Here is a 20,472-nt window from a genome sequence, read left to right as displayed (position 1 = left end):
GCGGCCGGAGTGGCTGCGATGGCCTGGACGAGCGACGACCGAAAGCCCGGAAAGGTCGTTGATACCGGTGTCATAAGTTTCTATCGATGCAATGCCCTAAAGGGCTTGGGAGAGTCGGCCGCCAACGAGCGGGCAGATGCGAAAGAGAGCGGCATGGTGAGCAGGATGCGGGTGACGATGTTGGCGGCGATTGGCGCCACCGCGATGATCGGGTCAGGCGCGAACGCGCAGGATGCTCCGCCGAAGCTGCTGTTCCACGTTTCCGCCGACAAGACGCTGATCGCCGACACCGCGGGCGGCGAGGCCGTGCCCAATTTCCAGTCCAAGGTCGCGATCGTCCCCACCGGCAAATCGGGCGGCGCGATTGAATGGCAGGATGATGGCTATGTCGCCTGGAAAGCGCCGGGCAACATCTATGCGCGGCGCGGTACCCTATCCTTCTTCTGGCGTTCGCGGACGCCGGTCGGCGAAGCGCCGTTCGTCCTGTTTCGCGTCGGATATGCCGATCACACCAGCTGGGACATGGCGTTTCTTCGCATCGACTGGAACGGCCACGGCTTCGACGCCTTCGTCACCGACAACAATCTCGCGCGCGAACGCGTGTCGTTCCGCATGGATACGCTGCCTGCGCCGGCCGACTGGCACCACATCGCGTTCGCCTGGGACGAGGCGGTTGGCGTGCGCCTGTTTGTCGATGGCAAGGAAGTCGCGCGCAAGGATCAGAAGTCGGTGCTCGACAGCGGGCTCGACCAGTTCGGCCTGGCCGGGCGGATCATCTCGCCGCACCAGGTGCAGAGCCGCTACAATTTCATGCGCGGCAGCGATGTCGACGAAATCCGCGTCTATGACCAGATGCTCGGCGCTGGCGCGGTCGCCGCGCTGGCCAATAACAATGCCCCTGCCGACGACAAGCCGGTGGAGAGCGACGAGCGCACCGCCTTCCTCCATCGCTACGGGTTCGACGGCGCCTCGCCGCCTTTGCTAGCGGCCGACAGCACGGCGATCCGCAAGGTCGAATTCGCCGACGCCAAGGACTTGAAGGAATGGATGTGGAAAGGCGTCGACGGCATTCCCGAGACGACCTGGCCCGGCGTCTACAACCGCTCGCGCCTGCCGGGCCGCGACGATTATTTCGAGCTTCCCGACTGGAACGTCTATGTCGAAGGCGGCAAGTCCTATGAGCTGACGATCCCGGCCAACGAAACGGTCAATCGCGTCGAGATCCGCGGTGCTGCTTATGGCGCGCTCGATTATTCGGCGGACGGCGGCAAGTACGTCTCGCTCGCGAAGCGGCCGCAGGGCGTCGAAAAGTCGATCACCAGTTTCGGCGACAAGACCGGCGGCAAATTGCGCTTCACCAATGTCACGCAGGAAACGCCGATCCAGGAAATCTGGGCGTACGACGTCAAGGAAGGCGCCGAGCCCAAGGGCACGCTAAAGCTCAGCTATGCCGTCGACTCGAAAGCCGCGCCGGCCTTCGCCAACCTCTCCGCACTCAACAGTTATATCGCCGGCCGTTTTCCGGCTGACGAACGCGCCACCGTCGTCGCGCTGCCCGCGAGTGCCGGCCATGCCGCGCCGGGTGCAGGCAGCGCGACCGCGGCGGGGAATGCGGTACGGGGCGCGAACGAGGCGCCGATCGTCCATATCCTGATCCCGTCCGACTTCGGCGACGCCTTCCCCGGCAAGCCGCTGGCGCGGGCGTGGAACTACACCTGGGCGAATGTCCATGACGGGCTCGACGGCATCGCCCTCGACATCCCCGCGCTGAAGGTCGCGCCGGACAAGGATGGCGTGATCCCGCTCGACATCCGGATCAAGGACCCGATCTGGCCCGACCGCGACATGATCGACGTGACGGTCTCGGTGAAGCCCGGCCAGGCGCGGACTGTCTGGCTCGACCTGCGCGACCGCATCCTGACCAACGATCCCTTCTACATCATTGTCGCCAGCGCCTCGCGCGATTTCGGCGCGGACTCGCTCGACGGCATGAACGTGCGGCTGGTGTTCAAGGACCGCGACGAAGCGAAGAAGGAGCATGTCCAGGACCGCTTCAGCCAGGTGAAGGACAATTGGGGCTTCCTGGTCGAGGAACATACCGCCTCGGGTCGCGAAAGGCTGTTCCGGCGGTTGAAGGGCGACATCACCGACCTGCTCCGCGTCGATCCCGACAATATCGAAGGGCGCCGCTACTGGGCGGACATCAGCTATGGCGCGACCGGCATGCCGCCCTTCGCCCAGCCGACACCGCCCGCCGGCGTGCCGCTTTGGGCGTTCCGCCAGCTCGAGGATCTGAAGCTCACCCGTCAATTCGTCGATTGGTGGATCGACAATCGCCAGGTGCCGTACGGCGATTTCGGCGGTGGTATTTCGGACGATGTCGACTTGCTCGAACAATGGCCCGGCCTGGCGCTGATGGGAGTCGAGCCCGACAAGATCAATGCGTCGCTGCGCGCGCTGTCGGACTCGGTCTACGCGAACGGCATGCGGGTCAACGGACTCGGCTACATCACCACCGACGAGCTCCATGCCTATGAGGAAGGGCTCAATTCCGACGCCGAGCGCCTCTATCTCAATTGGGGCGAGCCCAAGGCGATCGAGCGGCTGATGGCGACGGCCAAGGCGCTGTCGGAAAAGATCATCCTGCGCAATCCTGCGGGCCATCTGCATTTCGCCACCAACTGGTATGGCGGGCGCAAGGTGTATCGCGAGGGGCCGTGGGAATGGCAGAAGCCCTACAGCTTCACCGTCATGCACGCGCCGATCCTGATGGGCGTCTACAATGCCAATCCGATCGCGACGGGGCTGGTGACGGGCGTCGTCGATGGCTGGATGGCGCACGGCAAGAAGGGCGCCGACGGCAACTGGACCTATCCCAACGAGATCAACTGGCGGACCGATGCCGAGCGCGTGGGGGACGGCGGCGGAGTTTCGACGCCCTATCAGTCGGTTTGGGCGGCGTACCGCTTCACCGGCGACCAGAAATATCTGGCTCCGATCCTCAGCCGTGAGGCGAAGAGCGGGCCGGGCGCGCTCAACGATCTCAACGAAAATGTGGTCGCCACTCTCGGCAGGGCGGACTGGGGCAAGGCGCTGGCGGAAACCAAGAGCGATTTCGGCCGCGTCGCCGGCTGGGATGCGACCGGCAACCGCAAATTGCTCGAAGAGCAGGCCGCCGACGCGATCGCGTTCAAGTCGCAGCATATGTACATGTACACCGAAGGCCATTGGTGGACCGACCGTGTCGACATGCCCAACGACCTGCTGCAGCGGCAGCGGCTGGGCGGCATCGCTTTGGTGCGCAACCAGACCTATCCCGGCAACACCGTCAGCTGGCGCTTCGCCAATCCCGGCGCGGCGGAAAAGGTCGCGATCCTGGTGCCGGGAGCGACCACCGGCCATTTCAAGATCATCGCGTACAACACCAGCGACACGGCGCAGCCGGCGACGATGTCGACCTGGAACGTGACCGCAGGCACATGGAAGATGACCGCCGGAACCAGTGCGTCGGACGGCGATACCGCCGACGGCACGCCGGTCGCCAGCGAGGTGACACTCGAACGCAGCGGGTCCGTTCAAGTCAGCTTCGCGCCGCGCACCACGACCGTGCTCGAATTCACGCTGGAGACGCCGGGCGTGCCGACCGAGCGCCGCGCCGATCTCGGCGTCGGCATGGACGACGTGACGGTCGCGGGCCGGACGGTCGAGGTGACGGTGCACAGCCTTGGCGCGCTGCCGGCCAGCGGCGGGCGCGCGGAACTGGTCGACGCGAATGGCAAGGTCGCCGCCAGCGTGGCGGTGCCGAAGCTCGACGCGCCGACCGACCTGATGCCCAAGACGGCGACTGTCCGATTGGGGTTGCCGGCCGGTGCCGGCCCGGGTTGGCGAGTGAGGGTCGCGCTGCCCGATGGCACGCCCGAAGTGACCTGGCTGAACAACGCCGTCGCGCTGCCGGCTCCGGCGCGCCGGCGATGACGGCTATCGATCGGGGAAGTGAGGCGTGATCGGACGGCGCAGCTTCCTGGCAGGGGCCGCAGCAGCCACAACGGTCGTGGTTCTGCCCTGCGCTCGCGCGGAGGGCGCTGGCGATGTCGCGTTGCGCGCCGTGCTCGACGGATTGGCGAAGCTCGACGGCCCCGCCGCCAAGCTGAAGAAGCTCGCGGGGGTCGACACGCATGACCTATCGCCCGGCGCGTTGCTCGATCTGGAGGCGGCGCGCGAAGGCTTGGCGATCGATGCCCGGATCGCGGCCATCCTGCCGTTCGGCCGGCTGGGGCGCAGTCCCTATTCGGTCACGCCGTCGACGGGGGCATGGCGCGAACCGGCTGCGCCTGACGCCGCCGACCGCATCGCCGCAGACAGCACGGCCGTACGCGCCGAGGCCGCTGCCGGCATCATCCTGCCTCGCGATGCGCTGGATCGCACCGTGGCGGGCCTTGCCAAAGCGGCGGCCGGAGCCACTGGCGGCGTCGCTCTCGCGCTCGCCGAACAGGCCCGCTTTCTGGCGTCGCTTGCGCCGCGCGCCGGAGCAGCGGGAGTCGGCCGGCTGCCGCACGGCCCCGAATATTTCGACCTGTTGATCGATCGCCAGTTCGGGGGACGCGACGCGGCGGCGATCCATCGCCGGGTGCTGGCCAAAGCGCGCGAGGTGGCGGCGGAGGCCGACGAATTGCTCGCGCGCTTGGGCTATGCGGGCAAGACGACGGGCGAGCGGTTCCGCGCCGCCTTTCGCGATCCGCGCTTTCTGTATGCCGATAGTGAGGACGGCCGCAATCGCGCGGTCGCCGACATGAACCGCTGGCTCGATCGCGCGCGCGGCCGATTGCCGCGCTTGTTCGGCACGCTCCCGCCCGAATGCGCCAATGTCGCGGTGTGGCGGATGACACCGGCGGAGGAGGCGGCGAAAAAAGCCGGCTATCGTGTCCTGCCGTCTCCCAACGGCGCTCCAGGCAGCTATTTCGTCGATCTGTCCGACATTCGCCGCCGGCCCGACTGGAGCCTGGCCAGCGTCGTGCATCACGAATTGCTGCCGGGCCATATGGTGCAGCTGCCTCTGGACGTGCGCGCCGATCCCCATGCGATCCGCACGGACTATACCGCCGGCTTCAGCGAAGGCTGGGCGATCCATGCCGAGGAAGTGATGGCGCGGCAGGGCGCGTTCGCAGGCAATGACCGCGCGCGGCTCGGTTTCCTCCATTGGATGTTGTTCAGGCTGTGCCGGTCGCTCATCGATACCGGAATTCATGCCGAGCGCTGGACCTTAGGAGAAGCCCGGGCGACGCTCGACGCGATGCAAGGCGAACCGGCCTTTTTCGCCACGTTCGATCAGGACATCCAGCGGGTATGCCTGGAACCCGCTACGCGCGTCGGGGAGGCGCTGGCCTGGCTGGCGTTGACCGACGGGTTCGACCGCTTGCCGGCGGCCGCGTTGCCGCGACGCCGGCGCGGTGCGATCGGGGATGGCCGGCTGCGTCTGTCGTCGCTCGACCGGCGGCTCGCGATGCCGGGCCCGGCACGCCGATCATCCTAGTCGCTGGGTCCTGGCCCAGGCAACGAACAGGTCCGGCCAGATCGCGGCGGGCTTGCCCATCGCGTTCCTCAGCCCGAAGCCATGGCCGCCATTGGTGAACAAATGCGTCTCGACCGGCACGCTCGCGGCCTTGAGCGCGGCACGGAATTGCAGGCTGTTGTCGACCGGCACGACATTGTCGTCCTCGGCATGGACCAGGAAGCAAGGCGGGGTCGCCTTGGTCACGTTGCGCGCGGGACTATGCATGCGTTCGACCTCGGCGCTCGCATCCTTGCCGATCAGGAGCTCGCGCGATCCGGGGTGCGCGACCGGCAGGCTCATCGACTGGACCGCATAGATCGGGGCGGCGATGTCGGGACGTGCCGACAGCCGGTCGGCGGCATCGACCGGCGCATAGACGCCGGCGTCGAACCGCGTCGCAAGATCGGCGCAGACATGCCCGCCCGCCGAGAAGCCCATCGCCGCGACGCGTTGGGGCTGGATGCCATAATCCCGTGCGCGATGCCGGATCAGCCGCATCGCGCGTTGCGCATCGGCAAGCGCGACGTTCGAGGCGTCTTTCCATCCCTCGCCGGGCAGGCGGTAGAACAGGACGAACACCGTCCAGCCGCGCTCGGCGAGCCAGCGACCGATCTCATACCCCTCCTTGTCGATCACCACCCGCGCATAGCCGCCGCCCGGCGTCACCATCACCGCGGAGCCATTGGGGATGGCGGGGCGGAACACTACCAGCCGCGGGCGAGCGATGCCGGAGACCGAACGGTCGGTGCGGTTGGGATCCTTGCTGCGCTCCTCGACCTTTTCGACCGGCGGTATGGCCGGCATGCCCGGCGCGCCTTTGGGCCACAGGTCGATCGTCTCGGTCGGTTCGGACAGGCCGGGCGCGACGGGCTTCCCGGCCGGCGGCGCGGTTCGGGCGCGCGCGGTCGCGGTGACGCCGGCGGCGAGTGTGCCCAGGATGGCGGAACGGCGATCGATCGTCATGGCACTCCCATCGGAAACAAATCGGGCGCCGCTTCGCGAGGAAGTCGGCGCCCGCAGAGGAGGAAAACGGCTTCGGCTCAGCGAGTGTAGCGCAGTCCGAACATGAACGTGCGGCCGAAGTGGTTGTTCTCGTAATTGCGGTCGGCGTCGAGGTCGACATAGCGGTAGCGATAGGCGTCGGTCAGGTTGGTGCCCTCGACCGAAACCTCGAAATTCGGCGTGAGCTTGTAGCGGACCGACGCATCGACATTGGTGATCGAATCATAGCCTTCGAGCACGTTGCCGGTGGCCGAGCCGTTGTCGACGAACCCGCTGCGATAGGCGACCGATGCGCGCGCGCTGAACTTGCCGTCGTCATAATAGAGCGTTCCGTTCAACGAGCGCTTGGCGAGCCCATAGAGCGTCGACGATGTGACGAACCCCGGATAGGACCCGTTGGGCACCGTCGCCGGACCATTCACGTTGTAATTGATGTTGCTCGAGATGAAGGTCGCGTTGGCGATCCCGCCGAAATTTCGCAGGAAACCGGGCAGGAAGCGGAACGGTCCCTGCAGCCCGATCTCTACCCCGCGCACGCGCCCGCCAGTGGCATTGCCGATCGTCGAGATCGTCCAGAGCTGGCCCTCGGGATTGGACGCCGCCGGCGAGCTCGCCAGGATGACCGAGAGCGGCAGTCCGGTCGAGGCAAATGTGCCGCTGCGTGTGGTCGACAGCGGGAAGCTCTGGATGTTCTTCTGGAAGAAGGCGATCGACAGCACCGATTCCTTGGCGAAATACCATTCCGCCGCCGCGTCGAGCGCGGTGGCGCGGAACGGGTCGAGGAACGGGTTGCCGAAGCTGACCTTGTAGTTGAATCCGTCGACGGATCCGCCCGGGGTCAGATTGCCCAGGCTCGGACGCGTCATGACCTTGCTGACCGCGCCGCGCAGGATGATATTCTTCGCCGGGTAGAACGCGACGTTGAACGACGGCAGCCAATCCTCGTACGTGCGCTGCACCGTCACTAATGTGCCGCTGTTATAGCCGGTGGAGGACTGGTCGGTCGCGACATAACGGACGCCGCCATTGAACGCATAGTCGAGGCCGAGGATGTTCCCCTTGGCGTCGAATTGCAGGTAGAAGCCCTTGTCGATTTCGCGGACCGAACGGATGTTGGTCTGGTTGGGCACCGCGGTCCGCGCGTACAGCTTGGTATAGGCGGTCGCCGCGGGCAGGTTCGCCACCACCCACGAATTGGTGTTCCCCGCCGGCTGGCCGGCATTGCCGAGGTTGAAGACTTCGGTCAGCGCCGACGTTACTGGGAAGCCGTACACTGCCGCAGAACCGAACACATTCGACGCCGTGCATGTGATCGTGCCGAGCACGACGTCCGGCGCCGCAGTCGCCTTGGTCGGGCAGACCACGGTATCCCGAGCCGCTTCGTAAAGGTTGAAGTCGAAGCGGCGATACACGCCGCCCAGGCGGATCTTGAAGCCGTCGGCGACGTCCCAGGTAGTCTTGAGCGAGACCGTGCGGAATTTGTTGGTCGTGTTCGACGGCCGGTCGCGAATTTCCGCCAGCTGGAAATTGGTCGGATCGGTCACGCTGGTGCCGAAGGTCAGCTTCGGCGATTTCATGTTGGTATAGTCGTAGCTGTATCCCTGGGCATCCCGGTCATCGAGGATGATCGTGGTTTCCTGCGGGATATCGGCATCGGACTTCGACAGGCCGGCAAGCAGCTCGATATGGAGCTTGTCGCCGATGTCCTGTTTCCAGTTGCCGCTGAACTGGTAGAAAGTGGTGTTGAGCTTGCGCTGATAATGTTCGACGCGGACCCAGGCGTCGTTGATCGTCGCCTTGATCAGATTGTTGTTCGCGTCGATCGAATAGTCGGTGACGTCGATCGACCGCTCGTTGGAGCGGAACAGCACTTCGCCCCAGCGCTCTTCGCGCACTTCCTTGTAGCGCGACCACAGGCCGTCGAGCGAGATCTTGGTGCGCTCGGTCGGCGCCCATTGAATGCTGCCGGTGATGCCCAGCCGCTCGCGATTATGTTCGATCAGGCCATAGCGCGGAATGCGCGGGTGGAATGCCAGCGCGACGGCATCGCAGGCCGCGACACGCCCATTGGTATAGACGCCGCCGGTGTTCCTCACCGGGGTGTTGCTGGTGGCCGACGTGTAGAAACAAGGCGTGCCGTTGACCGAGTCGAAACGCGGCCCGTTGACCCAGCGCACGCTGTTGTTGCCGAGTTCGAACTGGTCCTGCTTGCTGTAGGCGGCCGATAGCGAGACCCCGAATTTGCCGTCGTCGGACTTCCAGCCGATCAGCCCGGCAACGCGCGGGCCGAGGTCCTTGGACAGATCGTTATACTGGCCCTGGACCGATAGCGCCGTGGTCAGGCCGCGCTTGCCCGCGAGCGGATTGCCGGTGTTCAGGTCGACGACCGCGCCCAGCGAACCTTCGTCGAGCTGCGGTTCTGCAGTCTTGTTGACCACCAGCGAGCTGAACAGCTCGGACGCGAAGACGTTGAAGTCGAACGCGCGCTCGCGGTCGGCGCTGGCACCGTCGCTGGTCGTGGTCAGGGCCTGCATGCCGTTGACGCGGACCGAGGTGAACTGACCCGACAGGCCGCGCACGGTGATCGACCGGCCTTCGCCGCCGTCACGCTGGATCGAGATGCCGGGGATGCGCTGCAGCGATTCGGCCAGGTTCTGGTCGGGGAATTTGGCGATATCCTCGGCGACGATGGCGTCGACCGAGCTGACCGATTCGCGCTTCACGTCGAGCGCCTTGTTGAGCGAGGCGCGGAAACCGGTGATGACGATATCGGTCGATTTGTCGTCGGGGCCCTGGTCGGCGGGGGCGGCAGCGGGGGTTTCCTGTGGCGCCGCGGCGGGCTCGCTGGCCGGCGTGGCCGCGGGCTTGTCGGCGGCAAGAGCTCCGGCCGGCAGCATCAGGCCGAACGCGAGTGCGATCGTCGACCCTCCATACGCCATCCGCTTGAGGCGTGCCGTCAACGGGTTCACTCGGTCTTGCATCATCGTCTCCCCTAGACTCAAATCGCCATGACACCGGTTGCTGAAACCGTGTGTCGCCGGGGACCCTTGCAACAGGCTGGGAGATGATCGTGGGTGCCGTGCCCCTTTTTCCTCCCCCGACGGCCGCCAGCTTTCCCGCTGGTCTCACCGCTGCTACCTATTCTTTGGTAACCGGTGTCAAAGACATGCGACGAGGAGAAGATCATGTCAATACGTATCGCTGTCGCGGTGACGGGGATGCTCGCGCTGGGCGCCGCAGCGCCCAAAATGGTCGTGGTCGATGAGCGGACGGTGGTGCGGGACGAGCCTCCGCCGCACGGCGCGATCGGCATGAGCACGGCCTATCGGATCAGCGACGCGGTACCGGACCGGACGATGGAATTCCGCAAACGCATTCTCCATCGCGGCGCGGCGATCGGCCTTCACGTGATTGCGCATGACGAGGTCTATTACGTCCTGTCGGGAACGGGCGAGGTCATGTCGGATGGCGAGCGCAAGCCGCTCACGCCGGGAATGGCCGCCTATCTCTATACCGGCGCGAACGTCGGCATCCGCCAGACCGGCACGACGCCGCTCGCGCTGATCATCACCTATCCGCTGCCGGCGAAGGCCAGTTAGGTCCAATCGTCATTCAGACGGCGCCGTGTCGGTTCTTTTTCAATCCTCCCCGCCAGGGCAGGGCGATCGCATATGAATCGGGGCCGCGATCTAGACCGTTCGCTTCGGCTTCAGCCCTGTCACCCCGGACTTGTTCCGGGGTCCAACCCTCCACAACGGAATCCATCCGTTGTTGCTAGTTGGATGCCGGAACAAGTCCGGCATGACGGTTCAACTCGTCGATCCGTCGTAGAATATCGAGTGGGAAAGAGGGTGCCGGCTTTCCGCGCGATGCTAGGTCCCCGGCTGGATGTACGGAATGCGCGCGAACAGTTCGCGCTGCCATTTGCGCGGGTCGCTCTCGATATGGCTGTTGACGTCGAACACCATCGTCGCGCGGCGTGCCAGATCGTATTTGGGCCAGACGGGCAGGCCGGGATGATTGGGGTTGGCGGTCTTGGCGAAGGCGACGAAACTGTCCTGCACCGCTTGCGACGCCGCCCGCGCATCGAGCCCGCTGCCGGTTTGCGATCCCGGCGCGCCGAGCGTGCCGAAGGCCAGCGGGATATCCATCGTATGGAAAGCGCCGCGGCGCGGGTCGGTGCGCGAGGTGAAGTCGACCTGATAGACCCAGGCCGGGGCCCCAGCGCGGGCGCGCTCCTCCGCCTCGATCACCTGGCCGCGCCAGCTCCGCCCGGCGGTGACCGCGGCGTAGAAGACATCGGTCGGCGACCAGGCCGGGAATTGCCGGCGATATTCGCCGATCACCCATTCGGGCAGAGCGTCGATGCGCAATTCGGGCGCGAGGCGATCGGGCATATTGTCCCAGGTCAGCCCCTTCATCTTGTCCGAATCAGGTGGAATGAACGCGCGCGCCTCGTCATGGACATTGCCCAGGATCAGCGGGATCGACAGGCCGATCGGGTTCGCGTCGGGCCAGAAGGGATGGCGCGTGAGCCATTTCATGTCGAGCACCGGGCCGAAATAGACTCCACCACCCAGGAATGGGTCGTCGGCCGACAGCGCCTCGACCAGTTTCTCGGTCGGCGCCGACAGCAGCGGGCGTAGATCGCGCTCGCTTACCCCAAGCTTGCGCAGATAGGCGCGCGTGCGATCGGTGGCGTGGAGCGGGCCGGAGGCGGTGACCTGCTGGCCCGACATGGTCACGCCGCGATGAAACAGCCCCCTGGCCGCCGGCATCCCGGTCAGCGTGGCGATCTTGGCGCCGCCGCCCGACTGGCCGAACAGCATCACGCGATTGGGATCGCCGCCGAATACCGCGATATTGTCGCGCACCCATTTGAGCGCGAGGATCAGGTCGAGCTGGCCGCAATTGCCGCTATCGGCGAAGCGCGGATCGAGCCGGGCGAGGTAGAGATAGCCGAACGCATTGAGCCGGTGATTGACCGTCACCACGACGACATCACCGCGCGCCGCCAGATTGTGTCCGTCGTTGAGCGGGTCGGTGACACTGCCGTTCGAATAGGCGCCGCCATGGATGTAGAGCATCACCGGTTTTTTCGCCGCCGGATTGGGCTCGGCGGTCCAGACGTTGAGGTAGAGGCAATCCTCCGATTGCGGCTGGTATCTGCCCGATTGCGGACAGACCGGTCCGAACTTCTGCACCTGCCGCACCTGGCCGCGCGCGGCATAGGGCACCGGCGCCCGGAACCGTTGCGCGACGCCGTAGCGAATGCCGCGATAGGCGATGACGCCACGATCGCTTTCGCCGACGAAATCGCCCGACGGCGCGCGCACATAAGGCGCCGCGACCGCGCGCGCCGCGCCTGGCAACAACATCGCCGCCCCGGCGCTTGTGCCCGCGGCGATCAGGGTGCGACGGTTCCAGCCTTCAGCGTCGGACATCCAGACCCCCTGCGAGGAATGCGTCGATATCGGCCTGGCGGAACAGGCTGGCATCGCCCGGCAGCGAATGTTTGAGCGCGGTCAGCGCGAGACCGGTGCGCGCGGCGTCGTCGATGCTGCCGCCGTTGCGCAGCGCATGGAGGACGCCGGCGGCGAAGGCATCGCCCGCGCCGATCCGGTCGACGATTCCGGCCAGCGTGATCTCGGCCGACTGGGCATGCGCGTCGCGCGTGTCGATCCGCGCCGACAACAAGTGGCGATCGACATCCTCGGTATGCCGCGCGGTCGAGGCGATCGTTTGGAGCTTGGGGAAAGCGGCGAAGGCGGCGTCGGCCGCTTCGCGCCGGCGGTCCTCGCCATCACCGGAAAAGGGCTTGTCGAGCAGCAAGGCGATATCGCGATGATTGCCGAACATCAGGTCGGCCTGCGCGACCAGCCTCGACAGAATCTCGCGCGGCTTGCCGTCCCAGCGTTCCCACAGCTTGCCGCGCCAATTGCCGTCGAACGAGACCGGGATACCGCGGGCGGCGGCAGCCTCGGCGGCGGCGATCGCGGTTTGGGCGGGCACAGGGCCGAGCGCGGGGGTGATGCCCGACAGATGCAGGCGGTCGACGCCCTTGAGCAGCGTCGCCCAATCCCAGGCATCCGCCGGCGCCTCGGCAAAGCTCGAATGGGCGCGGTCGTAGATCACTTCGGTCGCGCGCATACCGGCACCCGAGGTGACGAAATAGAGCCCCATCCGATCGCCGCGGCGCTGGATGCCACTGGTGTCGATACCGTGGCCGCGCAGGGTCGTGACCGCCGCATCGCCCAGGTCATTGGCCGGAATGGCACTGACGAAGCCGACATCGTGGCCGAGCCGGGCAAGCGCAGTCGCGACGTTCGCCTCGGCGCCGGCCACCCAAACGTCGAATTTGGGGGTTTGCAGCAGGAGTTCGCGGCCCGGCGGGGACAGCCGCAGCATGATTTCGCCGAAGGCGAGGAAGCGCCCCATTGCCTTACCCATCACTGCCCCCAATCCGAACCGTGACCCCGGACTTGTTCCGAGGTCCAACCCTCCTCAACGAAAACCATCGCATGTGGCAGGTTGGATGTCGGAACAAGTCCGGCATGACGGAAGGGAGATAATTGCATCACCGCGCCAGCCACCCGCCGTCCACCGCCAGGATATGCCCCTGAACATAATCCGCGGCGCGGCTCGCCAGGAATACGGCCGCGCCACCCAGGTCGCTCGCGTCGCCCCAGCGCCCCGCCGGAATGCGGTCGAGGATCGCCTTGTTGCGCACCTCGTCGGCCTGCAGCGCCGCGGTATTGTTGGTGGCGATATAGCCCGGCGCGATCGCGTTGACGTTGACGCCCTTCGACGCCCATTCGTTGGCCAGCAACTTGGTCAGCCCTCCGATCCCGCTTTTCGAGGCGGTATAGCTCGGCACGCGGATGCCGCCCTGAAAGGTCAGCATCGAGGCGATGTTGATGATCTTGCCGCCGCCATTTGCGATCATGTGCCGTCCCGCTGCCTGGCACAGGAAGAACACCGATTTGAGGTTGGTGTCGACCACCGCGTCCCAATCCTGCTCGGTGAAGTCGACCGCATCGGCGCGGCGAATGATGCCGGCATTGTTGACCAGGATGTCCAGCCCGCCGAGCTTGTCCACCGTTTCGTCCACAATTCTCTGCACAGGCTCGATGGTCGAGAGATCGGCCGAGACCATCTCGGCGCGGCGGCCGAGCGCGCGCGCTTTCTCGACCGTCTCCTGAGCAGGCGTACGGCCGACCGCGGCGATATCGGCGCCGGCTTCGGCGAGTGCCAGCGCGATCGCCTGGCCGATGCCGGTATTGGCGCCGGTGACGATGGCGACTTTGCCGGAAAGGTCGAAGGGGTTCATTTTTACTCCAAATTCCCCTCCCGCTTGCGGGAGGGGTTAGGGGAGGGCCTGTCGAGAAGTGCGGGAAGTGGGAACACGCCCTCCCCCGACCCCTCCCGCAAGCGGGAGGGGAGTCACGCCAGCTGGCAGATATCCAGCACGTTCATGTCGGTATAATCCTGGTTCTCGCCGGCCATCGCCCAGATGAAGGCATAGGCCTTGGTGCCAGCACCCATATGGATCGACCAGGGCGGGCTGATCACCGCTTCCTCATTCTGCATCACGATGTGGCGCGTCGCCTCGCCTTCGCCCATGAAATGCATCACGCGGTCGGTGTCGAGATTGTCGAGCTCGAAATAGAAATAGATCTCGCTGCGGCGCTCATGGATGTGCGGCGGCATCGTGTTCCACACGCTGCCGGGCTTGAGCACGGTCAGGCCCATCACCAGTTGCGCCGAGTCGCACACGCCCGGAATGACGAGCTGGAAGATCGTGCGCTCGTTCGATTCCGCCAGGCTGCCGCGCTCGAGCGCATTGGCATCGGCAATGCCGAGCTTGCGAGTCTGAAACGCCTTATGCGCGGGGCACGAGGCGAGGTAGAAGCGCGCGCCCTGGCCGGAGAACTCGACGTCTTTAGCGCCCATCGTGACGTACAAGCAGTCCTTGTTGCCGAGCGTGAATTCCTCGCCGTCGACGGTGACCTTGCCGTCCACCTTGCCGACATTGACGATCGCGAGTTCGCGGCGCTCGAGAAACGGATGGCCGGCCGCCGAAGGCGGCTCGGTCTGCGCCGGCAGCTTGACCGGAGCCCCGCCGACCGCGACGCCGCCGATCACGAAGCGGTCGGCATGCGTGTAGTTGAGCACGCACTCGCCCTCGCGGAACAGGCCCTGGATCAGATAGCGGTCGCGCAGTTCCTCATTGGAGACGCACTCCATCATGTCGGGATGGGTGGCGTAATAGGTACGGTCGAACATCGGGGTCTCCGTTTGGGGGATCACGCCGCGCGCGCGGCGAGCGTTTCAGGATTGCCGGCGTCCGCCGGCGGGTGGTCGTCGATCTTGTAGGCCCGGCGCACCAGGCCGGTGGTCAGGTCCTGGATCAGCTCGGCGGCTTCCCAGTCGTGGAGGCGGTGCTCGGCGACCAACCGCGCGAGGAAGGCGCAATCGATGCGGCGCGCGACGTCGTGGCGCGCCGGGATCGACAGGAAGGCGCGGGTATCGTCGTTGAACCCGACGGTGTTGTAGAAGCTGGCGGTCTCGGTGGTCATCTCGCGGAACCGCCGCATGCCTTCGGGGCTGTCATGGAACCACCAGCTGGGGCCGAGCTTGAGGCAGGGATAATGGCCGGCGAGCGGCGCCAGCTCGCGGGCATAGGTCGATTCGTCGAGCGTGAAGAGAATGATCGACAGATCGCGCTCGTTGCCGAAGCGGTCGAGCAACGGTTTCAGCGCATGGACGTAATCGGTCCGCGTCGGGATGTCGGCGCCCTTGTCGCGGCCGTGGCTCGCGAACAGCCCGGCATTGTGGTTGCGGCAGGAGCCGGGGTGGATCTGCATCACCATCCCGTCCTCGACCGACATCGCCGCCATCTCGGTCAGCATCTGGGCGCGGAACAGTTCGGCATCGGCCGGGGTCCAGGTCCCGGTGACAATGGTGCGGAACAGGCGCTCGGCCTCGCTTGCGGACAGGTTCGCGGTGGCGGCGGTCGGATGGCCGTGGTCGGTCGCGGTAGCGCCGGCCTCGCGGAAATCGACGCGGCGCTTGCGATGCGCGGCGAGATAGCCTTTCCAGTCATAGACGTCCTCGCCGGTCAATTCGGCGAAGCGCGCCATCGCCGGCTTGAACGCTTCATGCTCGACGTCGATCACGCCGTCGGGACGATAGGTGGTGACGACGCGCCCGCCCCAGCCCGAGCGGCGGATGGCGTGATGGTGCGTCAGATCGTCCTGCGCGCCCTCGGTCGTCGCCAGGAAATCGATCCGGAAGCGGTCGAACAGCGCGCGCGGCCGGAACGCCTCGCTCGCGAGCTTGTCCCCGATCGCGTCGAAATACGCGTCGGCGGTCGAGGCATCGAGTTCCTGCTCGATCCCGAACACCACCGAAAAGACATGGTCGAGCCACAGCCGCGACGGCGTGCCGCGGAACAGTTGGTAGTGCGACGCGAACAGCCGCCAGGCCGCGCGCGGATCGGTCGCGGGAACGCCGGCGCGCGACGGGATCGCCAGCGCGTCGAGATCCACGCCCTGGCTGTAGAGCATGCGGTAGAGATAATGATCGGGGGACAGCAACAGGGTGGTCGCGTCGCTCCACTTGTCGTTGGTCGCAAACCAGGCCGGGTCGGTATGGCCGTGTGGGCTGACGATCGGCGAATCGGCGACGGCGGCATAGAGATCGCGAGCGATAGACCGCGTTCCCGGATCGGCGGGAAACAGGCGGTCGGGGTGCAATTCCAGCGTGCGAGCCATCAGCCTTCTCCATCCTCCCCGCTTCTTTGAGCAGGGTTCTGGTAACCGGTGTCACCTAACAGTTCAACCGCTCCCTACGCATTCAATCGATCGGCGGCGCTACCGAGTTGCGACGGATCAGCGTCGACAGGAACATCGACGGTTCCTGCACTGCCGCATCGTCGTCATTATCGGCCATCCCGGTGATCAGCTTCAGCGCGGCGGAGCGCGCCATAGAAGCGATCGGCCAGCGCACGGTTGTCAGCGGCGGCCACATATGCGCGGCGATCGGCGTGTCGTCGAACCCGATCACCGACAGGTCGCGCGGCACGACCAATCCGCGTTGGCACGCGGCGTGGATCACGCCCGCCGCCATTTCGTCATTGCTCGAGAAGATCGCCGTCGGGCGAGGGACGACGTCGAGCAGGCGTTCGGCGGCGATCAGTCCCGATTCGAACGTATAATTACCCTCGGCGATCATGCTGCGCGGAAGCGAGATACCGGCATCGCGCATCGCTTCCTCGAATCCCAGCCGGCGTTCGTGCGCCGAGCGGAAGCCATGCGGGCCGGCGATCAGCCCGATGCGGCGATGCCCTTGCGCGATCAGATATTGTGTCGCCTCGCGCACGGCCTCGCGATCGTTGGAGGCGACCATATGTTCGGGCGTGTCGAGTTCGGCCGAACCCATGCGGACGTAGCGGCAGCCGAGTTTGTTGCACAATTTGGCGACCGCGTCATTCTCGCTGATCGGCGGCATCAGCAATACGCCGAACAATCGCTGCCGTTCGAGGAACAGGCGCAGATCCTCGAGCATCGTCGGCGACCCGCGGTCGACCGGGCGCACGACCATCTCGAACTCGCTGTCGTGGATCGCTTCCAGCATGCCCTGCTGGACGTTCATCACCGTTTGCGCATTGGGATTGTCGTGGACCAGCCCGACCAGAAAATTGCGCCGCAACGCCAGCGCGCGCGCTTGCGGGTTGGGCACGTAGCCGAGCTGGCCGATGACCTCCTCGACCTTCTTGCGCGTATCGTCGTTGAGCAGCGGGGACCGGTTGATGACGCGGCTGACGGTCTTCTTCGAAACGCCCGCGATGCGCGCGACATCGTTGATCGTCGGCTGGCCGGTCTTTTCCATTGTCGCAGGCATAGCGAGGCACGAGCTACTGGGCTAGCCTTGCATCGGACAGCCGGTCCGGGCAAAGCTGACACCGGTTACTTGAGGAAGCGAGGGGAATGTCGGCGAAAGCGGTTCGGATTGATCCGAGCGACAATGTCGCCACCTTGCTGGGCGATGCGGCAGGGGGCGAGGGGGTCGCCGCCGATGGTGTGCTGCTGACGGCCGCGACGGCGATTCCGCGCGGGCACAAGATCGCGCTGGCGGCGATCGCGCCGGGCGACGCGGTGATCAAATATGGATTTCCGATCGGCCGCGCGACGGCGGCGATCGCGGCGGGCGAACATGTCCATTCGCACAATGTCGCGACGGCACTCGCCGGACAACAGGCCTATGCCTATGCACCGGCGCCGCGCGCGAACCTCGTGCCGGGCGACGCCAAATTCCAGGGCTATCGCCGCGGCGACGGACGGGTCGGCACGCGCAACGAGATATGGGTGCTGCCGACGGTCGGCTGCGTCGCGCGAACAGCCGAGCGGATCGCCGCGCGGGCGGGGGCGGCGCTGGCCGGAAAAGTCGATGGCGTCCACGCCTTCATCCACCCCTTCGGCTGCTCGCAGCTCGGCGAGGATCTCGACGGGACGCGCGCGATCCTGGCCTCGCTCGCTTGCCATCCCAATGCCGGCGGCGTGCTGATCCTCGGCCTGGGTTGCGAGAACAATCAGATCACAAAGCTGGTCGAGACCATCCCAGAATGGCGGCGCCCGGCGATCCGCACGCTGGCGACGCAACTGGCCGGAGACGAGGTGGCCGAAGGCGTGGCGCTGGTCGAGCAACTTGCGGCGGAAGGGCAGTGCGAACGGTCGGAAGCGACGCTTGCCGACCTCGTGCTCGGGGTCAAATGCGGCGGATCGGACGGTCTGTCGGGCCTGACCGCCAACCCGCTGGTCGGCAGGATGAGCGATCGCGTCGCGGCATCGGGCGGGCGCGTCCTGGTGACCGAAATCCCCGAGATATTCGGTGCCGAGCAGATGCTGATGAACCGCGCCGCCGACCAGGACGTGTTTGGCCGCGTCGTCGGCGTAGTGAATGACTTCAAGCAATATTTCATAGATCATGGCGAGCCGGTGTCGGAAAACCCTTCGCCCGGAAACATCGCCGGCGGCATCACCACGCTCGAGGAGAAGTCGCTCGGCGCGGTGCAGAAAGCGGGCCGCGCGCCGATCGCAGACGTCATCCATTATGGCGAGCGCGTCGCCAAGCACGGCCTCACCTTGCTCGAAGCGCCCGGCAATGACGCGGTGTCGTCGACCGCCCTGGCGGCGGCGGGCGCGACTGCCATCCTGTTCACCACCGGCCGCGGGACGCCGCTCGGTTTCCCCGTGCCGACGATCAAGATAGCGTCGAACAGCGACCTCGCCGCGCGCAAGCCGGGCTGGATCGATTTCGACGCGGGAATGGTGCTCGATCAAGGATTCGAGACGATGGAGGCGGCACTGATCGGACGATTGTGCGCGATCGCCTCGGGCGAGCCGACCGCGGCCGAACGCAATGGCGAGCGCGAAATCGCGATCTGGAAGCGTGGGGTGACCCTGTGACCCGGCTGTCGCGCGCTACCCTGGCCGGGCTGCCGGCGGCGATATCCGCGCCGCGTACGCGAGGACCGGTGGCGACCGGAATCGTCCATTTCGGCCCCGGCGCGTTCCATCGCGCGCACCAGGCCGCTTATATCGACCGCCTGCTCGACCAGGATCCGCGCTGGGGTATCGCCGCGGTGTCGCTGCGCAGCCGCGGCACGATCGAGGCGCTGGCCGAACAGGACGGGCTGTATACGCTCGCCATTCGCGACCTCGAATCGAGCATGCGCGTGATCGGCGCGCATACCGAGTTTCTCGGACCGGAGGATGCGTCGCGGACGCTGGCATTGCTCGCCGCGCCCGATACTCGGCTGGTCACCACCACGGTGACCGAAAAAGGCTATTGCCTGGCGGCCGATGGAACGCTGGATTTTGACCATCCCGACATCGTCCACGATCTGGCGCGGCCCGCGGTGCCGAGGAGCGTGATCGGTTGGATCGCCGCCGGGTTGGCGGCGTGCCATGCAAATGGCACTGCCCCATTCGTGCCGATGCCGTGCGACAATCTCGCTTCGAACGGCGCCAAGCTCCATGCCGCATTGGCGGCGTTCGCCACGCGGCTCGACCCGGCCCTGGGCGATTGGGTGGCGGGCGAAGTGCGCGTGCCGTCGACCATGGTCGATTCGATCACACCGGCATCCGACGACGCGCTCTATGCCGATGTCGCGGCGGCGTTGGGGGTCGAGGATCGCGCCGCCGTCCAGCGCGAGGCATTCGCGCAATGGGTGATCGAGGACATTGGCGGCCTGCCCGATCTCGCCGCGGTCGGTGCGACGCTGACCAAGGATGTCGGCGGCTATGAGCGCGCCAAGCTTCGCATCCTGAACGGCGCGCATTCGACACTCGCTTATGCCGGACTGCTGCGCGGCCATATCAGCGTCGCAGAGGCGATTGGCGACCCGCAGCTGGCGCGCTTCGTCGATACGATGATCCGCGAGGATATCATTCCGGCGCTGCCCCCGGTGCCGGGGCTGGACCTCCAGACCTATGCCGATGCGGTGCTCCGGCGCTTCGCCAATCCGGCGATCGTCCACCGCCTCGATCAGATCGCGCAGGACGGGTCGCAGAAGCTCCCCTACCGGCTCGGCGACACATTGCTCGCCAATCGGGCGGCGGGGCGTATGCCGGATCATGTCGTCGCGGCGCTGGGGGGCTGGGTCGCTTTCGTCATGCAGCGGGCGCGCGCGGGCATTCGCATAATCGATCCGGCCGGCGACCGTCTTGCTGAACTGGCTATGGCCGAAACGCCTGCCCGCGTCGTCGCAGGGCTGGTCGCCGAGAAGCTGGGGTTCCCCCCCGCGATCGGAAGCGACGCGGAACTTGTCGCGCAGCTCAAAACGGCCGCGGAAGCCGCCTTTCGTGGCGAATTGCCGCGCGCAATCCTCGCCTGACGCGTTCGCCGGGCTTGTC

13 protein-coding genes are annotated in these 20,472 nt (G+C 66.2%); 5 read left to right on the top strand and 8 right to left on the bottom strand.

Annotated features, from left to right (window positions below):
• Window positions 1–153: 153 nt before the first annotated feature.
• Both Q0L25_RS21490 and Q0L25_RS21485 read left to right on the top strand, forming a co-directional pair.
• The gene (locus Q0L25_RS21490) at window positions 154–3,975 is read left to right on the top strand and encodes a LamG-like jellyroll fold domain-containing protein (protein WP_296617897.1); all 3,822 of its coding nucleotides are present in this window, start codon (window positions 154–156) and stop codon (window positions 3,973–3,975) included.
• 25 nt (window positions 3,976–4,000) lie between these two features.
• Window positions 4,001–5,530: a DUF885 family protein gene (locus tag Q0L25_RS21485; RefSeq protein WP_296617896.1), complete on the top strand. Its 1,530-nt coding sequence runs from the start codon at window positions 4,001–4,003 to the stop codon at window positions 5,528–5,530.
• Here the strand turns inward: Q0L25_RS21485 and Q0L25_RS21480 are convergent.
• Together Q0L25_RS21480 and Q0L25_RS21475 are read right to left on the bottom strand one after the other, a co-directional pair.
• Complete coding sequence (locus Q0L25_RS21480; protein ID WP_296617894.1) at window positions 5,522–6,514, bottom strand: alpha/beta hydrolase; 993 nt, start codon at window positions 6,512–6,514, stop codon at window positions 5,522–5,524. The genes Q0L25_RS21485 and Q0L25_RS21480 overlap by 9 nt on opposite strands.
• 77 nt (window positions 6,515–6,591) lie before the next feature.
• On the bottom strand, window positions 6,592–9,534 hold the full coding sequence (locus Q0L25_RS21475; RefSeq protein ID WP_296617893.1) for a TonB-dependent receptor: 2,943 nt from the start codon (window positions 9,532–9,534) through the stop codon (window positions 6,592–6,594).
• A gap of 228 nt (window positions 9,535–9,762) precedes the next feature.
• Here Q0L25_RS21475 and Q0L25_RS21470 point away from each other — a divergent pair, with 228 nt between their 5' ends.
• Window positions 9,763–10,152 carry a cupin domain-containing protein gene (locus Q0L25_RS21470; RefSeq protein WP_296617994.1) on the top strand — a complete coding sequence of 130 codons (390 nt, stop codon included), beginning with the start codon at window positions 9,763–9,765 and terminating at the stop codon, window positions 10,150–10,152.
• 273 nt (window positions 10,153–10,425) lie between these two features.
• On the opposite strand, the gene Q0L25_RS21465 is transcribed toward Q0L25_RS21470, so the two are convergent.
• The 6 genes from Q0L25_RS21465 to Q0L25_RS21440 form a co-directional block, all read right to left on the bottom strand.
• Window positions 10,426–11,997: a carboxylesterase/lipase family protein gene (locus tag Q0L25_RS21465; RefSeq protein ID WP_296617892.1), complete on the bottom strand. Its 1,572-nt coding sequence runs from the start codon at window positions 11,995–11,997 to the stop codon at window positions 10,426–10,428.
• Window positions 11,984–12,991 carry a sugar kinase gene (locus Q0L25_RS21460; protein WP_296617992.1) on the bottom strand — a complete coding sequence of 336 codons (1,008 nt, stop codon included), beginning with the start codon at window positions 12,989–12,991 and terminating at the stop codon, window positions 11,984–11,986. Before Q0L25_RS21460 ends, Q0L25_RS21465 begins: the two co-directional genes overlap by 14 nt.
• Window positions 12,992–13,130: 139 nt before the next feature.
• On the bottom strand, window positions 13,131–13,883 hold the full coding sequence (kduD, locus tag Q0L25_RS21455) for a 2-dehydro-3-deoxy-D-gluconate 5-dehydrogenase KduD (RefSeq protein WP_296617890.1): 753 nt from the start codon (window positions 13,881–13,883) through the stop codon (window positions 13,131–13,133).
• A gap of 113 nt (window positions 13,884–13,996) precedes the next feature.
• Window positions 13,997–14,839 (bottom strand): 5-dehydro-4-deoxy-D-glucuronate isomerase, encoded by an 843-nt coding sequence (kduI, locus tag Q0L25_RS21450; RefSeq protein ID WP_296617889.1) that lies wholly within the window; start codon window positions 14,837–14,839, stop codon window positions 13,997–13,999.
• A 20-nt stretch (window positions 14,840–14,859) separates the two neighbouring features.
• Complete coding sequence (gene uxaC / locus Q0L25_RS21445; RefSeq protein ID WP_296617887.1) at window positions 14,860–16,329, bottom strand: glucuronate isomerase; 1,470 nt, start codon at window positions 16,327–16,329, stop codon at window positions 14,860–14,862.
• Window positions 16,330–16,411: 82 nt separating this feature from the next.
• A complete protein-coding gene (locus tag Q0L25_RS21440; protein ID WP_296617886.1) occupies window positions 16,412–17,446 on the bottom strand; it encodes a LacI family DNA-binding transcriptional regulator in 1,035 nt (344 codons plus the stop codon).
• A 98-nt stretch (window positions 17,447–17,544) separates the two neighbouring features.
• Between Q0L25_RS21440 and Q0L25_RS21435 the strand changes: the two genes are divergently transcribed.
• Complete coding sequence (locus Q0L25_RS21435; RefSeq protein ID WP_296617884.1) at window positions 17,545–19,023, top strand: UxaA family hydrolase; 1,479 nt, start codon at window positions 17,545–17,547, stop codon at window positions 19,021–19,023.
• Window positions 19,020–20,453, top strand: a complete 1,434-nt coding sequence (locus Q0L25_RS21430; protein WP_296617882.1) for a mannitol dehydrogenase family protein — start codon at window positions 19,020–19,022, stop codon at window positions 20,451–20,453. Before Q0L25_RS21435 ends, Q0L25_RS21430 begins: the two co-directional genes overlap by 4 nt.
• The last annotated feature ends 19 nt before the right edge of the window (window positions 20,454–20,472 follow it).

This window comes from Sphingomonas sp., from assembly GCF_024508665.1.
In the GTDB taxonomy this organism is placed as follows: domain Bacteria; phylum Pseudomonadota; class Alphaproteobacteria; order Sphingomonadales; family Sphingomonadaceae; genus Sphingomonas.
This window is presented reverse-complemented; position numbering and strand designations above follow the sequence as displayed.

Excerpts from the sequence above, each read along its gene's own strand:
- uxaC (WP_296617887.1), bottom strand. The coding sequence starts at position 16,329 with ATGGCTCGCACGCTGGAATTGCACCCCGACCGCCTGTTTCCCGCCGAT.
- kduI (WP_296617889.1), bottom strand. The coding sequence starts at position 14,839 with ATGTTCGACCGTACCTATTACGCCACCCATCCCGACATGATGGAGTGC.
- Q0L25_RS21465 (WP_296617892.1), bottom strand. The coding sequence starts at position 11,997 with ATGTCCGACGCTGAAGGCTGGAACCGTCGCACCCTGATCGCCGCGGGC.
- Q0L25_RS21440 (WP_296617886.1), bottom strand. The coding sequence starts at position 17,446 with ATGGAAAAGACCGGCCAGCCGACGATCAACGATGTCGCGCGCATCGCG.
- Q0L25_RS21475 (WP_296617893.1), bottom strand. The coding sequence starts at position 9,534 with ATGCAAGACCGAGTGAACCCGTTGACGGCACGCCTCAAGCGGATGGCG.
- Q0L25_RS21490 (WP_296617897.1), top strand. The coding sequence starts at position 154 with ATGGTGAGCAGGATGCGGGTGACGATGTTGGCGGCGATTGGCGCCACC.
- Q0L25_RS21435 (WP_296617884.1), top strand. The coding sequence starts at position 17,545 with ATGTCGGCGAAAGCGGTTCGGATTGATCCGAGCGACAATGTCGCCACC.
- Q0L25_RS21460 (WP_296617992.1), bottom strand. The coding sequence starts at position 12,991 with ATGGGGCGCTTCCTCGCCTTCGGCGAAATCATGCTGCGGCTGTCCCCG.
- kduD (WP_296617890.1), bottom strand. The coding sequence starts at position 13,883 with ATGAACCCCTTCGACCTTTCCGGCAAAGTCGCCATCGTCACCGGCGCC.
- Q0L25_RS21480 (WP_296617894.1), bottom strand. The coding sequence starts at position 6,514 with ATGACGATCGATCGCCGTTCCGCCATCCTGGGCACACTCGCCGCCGGC.